The organism is Odoribacter sp. N54.MGS-14, assembly GCF_000980295.1.
In the GTDB taxonomy this organism is placed as follows: Bacteria; Bacteroidota; Bacteroidia; order Bacteroidales; family Marinifilaceae; genus Odoribacter; species Odoribacter splanchnicus.
In genome coordinates, this window is record NZ_LARL01000099.1 from 1 (window position 1) to 7,762 (window position 7,762).

Below are 7,762 nucleotides of genomic sequence, written 5' to 3' on the forward strand. Positions count from 1 at the left end.
AATCATTGACAATCAATACAATATATCCTATTCTTCGGGTATACTGCTTCATTGTCAATTAACCAGGAGCCTGCGGGATCCTATGACTTTATAAACATTATGGACTTTATAAACTTTCAACTAAATTAAACGACGTTTTCTTGGTTATTCTCCTTGCTATTATAAACACAGGAAAAACCTAAAAACGGGTGAAGAAAAATTGAAAAAAAATTAGTATTACAAAAAATTATTAAATAACAATCTAAGTACAAAGTTCCCATATACCATCCACTATTTCAGCATATAACTGCCATTATTTATAATCGCTTTATTTTTACTTTGAATCCAAAGATGTATATTATCTTGTCTTTGAAATTTATAAAACTTTTTACTACGCTGAATTTTTCCGGAATATCCACAAATATATCCAATAAGTCGTTCGAATATGGAGAAGTCCAATCATCTATTCTGTCTGGAGACAATTTCTCCAAACAGAACACATGACTGTAAAAACAGGAATTATTTTTGAATCCGAATTCCGTCCAGACAGAAGTAGGCAGGGGTACGCATACGACCTGTGCCCTCTTCGATATCGGTAGATTCGAGATCGAAAACTATTTTATCGACAACACCCAAAGCAGACAAATCTACGGGATACCAATCGTTAACTACCCTGCTCCAATCCGGATTTTCAGGATCACCTTTACGTGTACACAAATAAAAGTTTACCGTTCCGGTTTGTGTGTTATCTTTAAATCCTTTGATAATCAATTTAAAATAATCCTTGTCCTCATCGACTAATTTCTTTACTCCTCCGGGGACATTAGAATACCATACTCCTTTTTTGTCGGCACTCCCGGGGATATTCGGATTGGCTACGGGAGCTTCCGGCGTACCGTATTGATCCCCATACACCATTGCCAGGTAGGCATAAGTAGTGTTAGCTACCAGTATATGTTCTACAACCGCAGGTTTTTCCAAGGTAAAATAAGCATCGTCGTCTTTTACACAAGCGACGGCATAAATTTCATTGGCATTCGGGAAACGGGTATAGACACTGTAGATATTGGAATCCAAAGCTTCCTGAGTAGCCGTCCAGGTGAAAGAACGGTTGTTACGGTTCGAATAGGCAAAACCACTATACGTGCCGTCCGGATTCTTGACGGTATTAAATTTCACTCCATTTGTATGAGCAGCTTTCGAAGTAAAACCGCCATCCGGAATCTGATGCGTAAAACGTCCCAGTTCCAATTCATTCATCGTCACATCATTCGGGATGCTTACCAAAACATCTTTATCGTCGGAACAGGCACTCAAACCTGCCCATATCATGATTACAGCTAAAAATTTTCTCATAATTTCAAATTTTAACACAGAAATAACTCAACTTCTATTTCCCTAATCCCGGATTCTGATCCACCAGTTTATTCTTCAATCGTTCGGCTTCGGGAATCGGCCAGCAATATTTATCTGCCGAAAAATCAACATCTTGTTTCAACGTATAAATCCAGGGTTTATTCTGAGCCGGACTGGCATCGGTATCATTGATAAAACGTAAAGATGCAAAGTATTCGCTCCCGTTTTCAAGGAATTGTTCCACACAGATCTCCCGGAAAATCGTCCGTAACAATTCTTTTTTAGAAGAAGCCGACAAAGCAGGCAATACCGGATTGGTTCGTTTGGAACGCATTTCATTCAGCGGAGCCAAAGCATCGGCAACGGAATAATCGTCCAGCCGGGCTTTCAATTCGGCTTCCATCAGATAAAGTTCGGCATAACGAAAATAATAAGCCGTATAAGGAGCATCGGGAGTATCGTTCCGTCCTCCGTGATACAGTTTCTTCAATGCCCAAACATTTTTTGTATCCCAGGTTTCCGGAGCCCGAACCGAGTCCATGACCACCGTATAGCGGGGATCTTCCTTGATCCAACCGTCGAAGATATCGTAATAGGTATTGTTATATCCTATAGCATAAGAATAGGTAAACTCACTCCAGGCACAATTGGTAATATCCCCCATATAACGGGTCCACAATACTTCCCCGGATTCCCAACCTTTCTCGTACATTTCAGCCAGATCGGCTTCCATTTTCCAGCTACCCGGAGCATCTTTCTTCACAGTAAGCACCAAATCCAGCGCATCTTTCAAGTCCTGTACATCACCGCGCATCACTCCCCGGTTCAATAACAACTTCGCTTTCAATACCTGTGCCAATTGTTTCGATAAATAGCGGGGAGTAGTAAAATCGGGTAAATACTTCAACCCCGGTTCCAAATCTTCAAAAATTTTCTGATAAGATTCTCCGACAGTGATTCGGGGAACCTGCAAATTACTCAGATTGGACATCTGATCGCGGTATAAAATACCATAAGCACAGTCGTCGGCTTCCCACCAGTGTCCGAACATCCAGAATAAATTAGCATAAGCCCAGGCCCGCATACATCTGGCCTCGGCGATCAAAGCCTCTTTTGTTTCGGGCGAAGGATATAACTTTACATCCAGATTAGTCAAAGCGATAACTGCAGCATTCGCTGAATTTACCAACCCATACCAAGATTGCCAAATCGCCCCGAAATCATTGCTGCCTTCTTTATAGGTCATATTGTAATTCGGATTATTATAATTCCATACTCCAGCCTGCGAAGCCCACCTTCCAGCCAGTTCTCCACCGAAATTAGACGATTTCGCAATAATAGAATACATACCGTTGATAATATTCTTCGCTCCGTTATAATCCGTCACTGCATTTTCCAGGGTCAGATTGTATTTCGGACTTTGATCCAGAAAATCTTCGCAGGAAGCCAATATTCCGGCCAAAAATAAGATTAGGTATATCGAATAAGTTCTCATATTCAGCTTATTTTAATGTTAATTTGATTCCAAAATTATAGGTACGGGCAGAAGGATAGGTACTATAGTCGATTCCCATGTTATAAAAAGCACTATAAGTAGTACTAAAATTCCCCTGTGGGTCCATACCCGGATATTTCGTCCAGGTAAACAGGTTTGTGGCCTGGAAAGTGAATTCCACTGCATTCAAAATACTATTTTTATAGAGGTGTTTCGGTAAACGATAAGATAAATTCAATGCGGTCATCCGCAGATAGGAAGCATCGTGAATATATCGGTCGGTAATAATACTGTTACTCCCCCAACCATAATACATCGCCCGTGGATAAGATGCATTTACCCCGGGATTCACCGTCCAGGAATCCAATATCCGGTTAGAAGTATTATATACATTCATATCTCCTGAACTATTTTTTTCTTCGTCCCAAAAACGATCCCCTCCGACAGAATAAGAAAATACAGCATTCAACATCAATCCTTTCCAATACAACGTACTACCGAATCCTCCGAAGAAATCCGGATTAGCATTTCCGATCACGGTACGATCCCCGTCTGCCGTGATTTGTCCGTCCCCATCCAGATCCATAATATACACATCTCCCTGACGTTCATAATTATAATCGTCCCGATAATATTTCAGGGTTCCGGTTTTCGGATCGATGGTCTTCAAACCGACCAGTTCTTCATTAGTCATAAATAAACGACCGGCATCTTTATAGCCGTAGAATCTCCCGGTTTCACCTCCTTCTTCTATTTTAAAATAATCATAAGCTCCGCCACCGAAATAACCGTCTGAACTGTTTAACTTTTCCAGGGTTGTCCGATTACGGGCAATGTTAAAATCGACATTCCAGGTCAGGTCTTTTTGTACATTTTTGATAATATCTACCCGGACATCGAACTCGATTCCCCGGTTTTTCAATGAACCGATATTTTGATAAACACTAGAGAAAGAAGAGGAAGTCGGCACAGGATCGCTATACAATAAGTTATCTACTTTTTTCTGATAATATCCCAAAGTACCCCGTATCCGGTCGTCCCAGAAACCATAATCCAAACCGACTTCTTTCTGTATCTGTTCTTCCCATTGCAGAATATCATTTCCTAAAGAAGAGGGTACGATGCCGGCAGCGCCGTTATAGGTTGCCGATCCCATTAATGTCCGCCAATCATAGGCTCCCAGATTCTGTGATCCGGTTTTTCCGACAGATCCCCGTAATTTCAGATAAGAAACGATATTGGAATAATCTTTCATAAAATTTTCTTCGGTAATGATCCAGGCAACCGCACCGGAAGGGAAATATCCCCAACGTTTATCCGGGCCGAACTGAGAAGAACCGTCTGCCCGGAAATTCAGGGTCAGTAGATAGCGATTGTTGAATTTATATTCCAAACGCGATAAGAAAGAAGCCAAAGTATTAGAACTGTAACTACTGGAAATACTATTCTTTTTAGCAGCACTGTTTAAATTAGTCAAAACCTGGTCATCGGGGAAACCGCTACCGGAAGCTTTCAACCCATCTGATTCATACTTCTCGATAGAAAAGCCGACCAATCCCACCAAACTATGCTTCTTCCAGGTATTCACATAATTCAACGTATTGTCCCACATGTAAGTATAGCTTTCATTTTTACTGACACTGGCAGAACTTTCTGCTCCATCATACCAGGCAATGGTATAAGTGTTGTATTTATTCACATTATATTGAACCGTACCGGAAGTACGGAAAGTCAATCCTTTGATAATATCCCATTCCAATCCTAATGTTCCGGAAAAATTCCGTCCTTTGGCTTCATCGGTATCCATCAGTGATAATAACGGGTTTTTCGTATAGTAATCGATCATATTGATTGTTCCGTCTTCATTATAAGCAGGCACATCCGGCCGCATATCGAGAATTTCACCGATCATATTGTCTTTATCATTAGCCGTACGGGCTGTAGCTCTCAAATCCAATTTAAACCGAATAATATCCCGAACTGCAGCATCAAAATTAAAACTACCCCCCAACATTTTGGAATTACCACCTTTGACGATACCTTTCTGGTCTTTGTAATAGATAGAAGCACTATAAGAAGATTCTTTGGAACCTCCACGTATCCCTATACTGTAATCCTGGGTGGCAGCATTCCGGGTCATCAGATCCCACCAATCGGTATCTCCATTTCCATAAGCATCTTTCAGATAGAACTCATCGGTCAGGGAATGTAAATCAAACTGGCTATGATTAATGTGAGAATTAAAATAAGTTTCGTCCACATATTTTCTGGTGAAATAGTCCAGTGAACCTCTCGTAAACAAACTCATCGCACAAGCAGCTTTCGACACCCGGATATACTCATCTGCGGTCAATACCCGGAAATCATTGGCATTCATCGTCTGTATTCCATAACGGGCAGAGAACTCCAATTGAGGCTTCATACCAGCTTTTCCCCTCTTCGTAGTCACCAATACGACACCGTTAGCAGCCCGCGAGCCATAAATAGCTGTAGCGGAAGCATCTTTTAAGATATCGATACTTTCTACATCGGTCAAATTTAAATTATACAACGTATTGGATACATCTCCGGAAGTACTGGCATTATACTCGGGAACTCCGTCGATCACCCACAATGGCTGTGAATCACCCGACAGAGAAGAAGATCCCCGGATAATAACAGACACCGGTGAAGTCGGGGAAGCCGAACTGATCATCACATTTACTCCCGGTGCTTTTCCCTGAAGCATAGACTGTATCGTCGCCCCCATCGGAGCCGTTTCCATATCCTTACTTCCCAAACGGGTAACCGCACCCGTCATATCCTTTACCTTTGTCGTTCCATATCCCACCGCAACCGCTTCTTCCAAACGGTTCATCTCTTCTTCCAGGGTTACATCGATTACATTTTTAGGCCCCACAGTCACTTTCTGTGATTTCATTCCCATAAATGTAAAATTTAGTGCCAGATCAGGCGCCTCGGGACATTCCAGGGAATATTTCCCTTCATTATCGGTAGCCACACCGATGGTGGTACCGTCGACCAAAATAGTCACGCCCGGCAGAGGATCTCCACTCGTATCGGTCACTTTACCGGAAATCTTCCTCATCCGTACCTGCGGGACATTTTCCGACTGGCGGCTACGACGAATCACAATCGCATTATTCTCCCGGACGTATTTCAAATCGGTACCTTCCAGGCATTTGTTCAATATCGCATCTACCTGCGTATTTTTCATGTCGATATCGATTCCTTTCACCGAAGCAATATCCTCATCGCTATACATAAACACCAGCTGTGTCTTCTCTTTCAATTCCCAAAGAATTTCTTCCAGAGAAGCATTTTGTTTTTTCAAACTGACTGTTTGTGCACTCGCTAAAGCGAACACCTGGGACATAACACATAAAAGAAGTACGAATGTAAGCTTCATCCGTAGCAGAACTTTAGACAATTTTCCCGAATAAGAGAAACTGCCGTTTCGGTTTTTCTTCATACTTTTGTAATTGGTTAAGTTTAACTATGTTATTAACTAAAGAAGGGCCGGAAATTTTTGACGCCGATTCCGGTCCTTATTTTTTATTTCAAACTGAATGTGATTACGTTGCCTTTTCTGTACACAACCACTTTGTCCATGGCCCGGATCAGTCCGAGTATGGTATCGATATGATCGTAACGCCCCAGATTAGCGGACAGACGTAAATCCCTCACATCTGCGCCGCTATAAAACACTTCGATATCGTACCAACGGGCGAGTGTATTCATTACTTCTTCCAGACGTTGTTTTCTAAAAACAAACATTCCTTCCGTCCAATCGGTATATAAATGGGTATCTACTTCTTTCACCTCGATTTGTCCGGTGAGTTTATCTAAAGAAAACTGCTGGGAAGGTAAAAGCCGGAAAGTATGTATCTTGTTTTCCGGTCCGGTAACCGTCACCGCTCCTTCCACCAAAGTTGTATGTACAATTTCTTCCTCGGGATAGGATTTCACATTAAAACGGGTTCCGGTCACTTGTATGTGCATATGTTCCGTTTCTACGATAAAGGGCCATTCCGTCGCTTTTTTCACTTCGAAAAATGCTTCTCCGCGCAAATATACCCGTCGCTCGTTCCCCACAAATTTTACCGGATAACGCAATTCGGAACCACAATTCAGCCAAACTCCGGAACCATCGGCTAAATATATTTTATAGTCGGCACCGGCAGGGATTTTCACCGTATTGTAAACCAACTCTTCGCAGGAATCGACGGTATAAGTAAGTGTATCCTGCCGATAAGCCAAATAACTTTGAGTAGAGTTACTGATGTGTATGCCATTTTCTTCCCATAGCTCGACAATTTGTTTTTCCAAATCGATATGTTGTCCATTAGCTAAAATCAATTCCGCACTTTTTTTACCGATTAATTCTGCCTCCCGGACCACTTTCACCGTTTCTATTTCTGTCGGCTGCCAAAGCATACCGATCAGGAGGAATATAAGGCCACTGGCAGCAACGACACCTATTCTCCTCATTCCCCATCCGCTTTTCTTTTGGACATTTACTTCAAACTGTTCCCACTCTTTTGCCAAGTTGATCATCTCCCCTTTATCCACTCTGAGGTAAGCTTCCCGATAGTCTCTCACTCTCTCAAACAGCTGTCGGTGATCGTTGTCCAACAGCCATTCCTGAAATTTTTTCTCTTTCAAAGTTTCAGGATGTCCAAGGTGTTCCAATAGATATTCCAGCTCTTGAGGATCTAACAACAACATAAAGGTTCGATTCTTTTTGCGGGTTTCCGCAAAAAGAATAACGGACAGATGATAATGGATAATGGACAATTATTGGAAGCTTCACTTCCATTAAATAAAGAAAAATGAGAAAAGAAAACGAGAATAAAATCATTGACAATCAATACAATATATCCTATTCTTCGGGTATACTGCTTCATTGTCAATTAACCAGGAGCCTGCGGG

The 7,762-nt window shown here is 41.7% G+C and carries 4 protein-coding genes; all 4 read right to left on the reverse strand.

The genetic code is table 11. The features are described 5' to 3' along the window. Positions 1-498: 498 nt before the first annotated feature. A complete protein-coding gene (locus WS42_RS15685) occupies positions 499-1,335 on the reverse strand; it encodes a DUF4465 domain-containing protein (RefSeq protein WP_022159433.1) in 837 nt (278 codons plus the stop codon). Positions 1,336-1,369: 34 nt separating this feature from the next. Further along, on the reverse strand, positions 1,370-2,830 hold the full coding sequence (locus WS42_RS13730) for a RagB/SusD family nutrient uptake outer membrane protein (RefSeq protein WP_046451270.1): 1,461 nt from the start codon (positions 2,828-2,830) through the stop codon (positions 1,370-1,372). 7 nt (positions 2,831-2,837) lie between these two features. Then, positions 2,838-6,302 (reverse strand): TonB-dependent receptor, encoded by a 3,465-nt coding sequence (locus WS42_RS13735; protein WP_013612544.1) that lies wholly within the window; start codon positions 6,300-6,302, stop codon positions 2,838-2,840. An 83-nt stretch (positions 6,303-6,385) separates the two neighbouring features. Continuing rightward, on the reverse strand, positions 6,386-7,558 hold the full coding sequence (locus WS42_RS13740; RefSeq protein WP_046451271.1) for a FecR family protein: 1,173 nt from the start codon (positions 7,556-7,558) through the stop codon (positions 6,386-6,388). Between the last annotated feature and the right edge of the window lie 204 nt (positions 7,559-7,762).